The sequence below is a fragment of the Cupriavidus sp. FW216-B1 genome, assembly GCF_058789195.1.
The window spans coordinates 1-1,079 of record NZ_JBYTEL010000041.1; the positions used below are offsets into that span (position 1 = coordinate 1).

Below are 1,079 nucleotides of genomic sequence, written 5' to 3' on the forward strand. Positions count from 1 at the left end.
CGGCTCGGTCCTTCTGCAGCTTTTCCAGTTCCTTCTGCCGCTTCTGGGCGTTCGACATCACCTCGTCGCGCATCTTGTCGATACGGACCTGTGCCGCAACGGCTGCCTCTTGCTTCTGCGCACTGGCGGAGGCCGACTCCGCGGCCCGCTGCTCAAGGCGCTGTTGCTCCTGCAGGAGTGCCACCTGTTTGTCGATTTCGGCAATGCGGCCAGATGCGAGACCGTTGCCCTGAATGTCGCTGCGCTCTCCCATGAGCGAGTCGATCTTGTCCTGCAGCGTGGGGCCAGTGCTGACTCCCTTCTTCACCTCGGCCCAGAATTGCTCAACGCCCGAGGCGAGGCTACGCCACGCCTTCTCTGCTTTCGACAGATGATCGACCGAAGAATTTGCGACCTGCGCCGTCGCGGCGTCGATCACCGCTTGGACTGCGGCATGCTTGTCGCCGGCATCCTGCAACGCCTTGATGTGCTGGTATGTGGCCACATCCATGAAGTGCATTGCCTGATTGTGCTCAGCCGCCCATTTCGCCGGATCAGCAGCCACCTTGGCGTAATCCTTGCTGACGTCTTCCAGCGACTCACCAGTCAACTTGGCCGTGCGAAGTACCACGTTCGCCAGATCATCCAATTCACTCGAAGTGAATCGGCCGGTCTTGGCAAGGTCTAGCAGAGTGTCCCGAGCGTCGCCGAACGACGTGCGCGCATTCATCGACACCTGGCGCGACATGGCTTGCAGGGCGGAAGCCGTCAGGCCAGCGTAGTTCCCCGTTACCTGGAGAGTGTCATTGAACTCCTTGGCCTCTTTGCTACCGCTGTAGTAGGCATAGCCGAGCGCTGCAACTGCGGCGGCCGTGAGCGTGATCGGGTTGACCAGCCCGGAGACATACGAGGCCGTCGCAGAGATGGCCGGCCCGATGCCACCGAACATGTCCTTGAGTTGGCCGCCCTGCTGCAGCAACACGGTGAACGGCGACTGACCGGTAGAGAGGCCAACCGCGATGTCGGTGATCTGCGCCGGGAGCATGCGCACCGCATTCGCAGTTTGGGCAGCCGATGCTTCTACCTTCTTGCCTGCCTGC

At 61.6% G+C, this 1,079-nt stretch carries 1 protein-coding gene; it reads right to left on the minus strand.

The genetic code is table 11. From position 1 onward, the window contains the following. Positions 1 to 1,079 (minus strand): phage tail length tape measure family protein (locus AC3WXD_RS34575; RefSeq protein ID WP_492325695.1); only part of this gene is annotated, 1,079 nt, incomplete at both ends.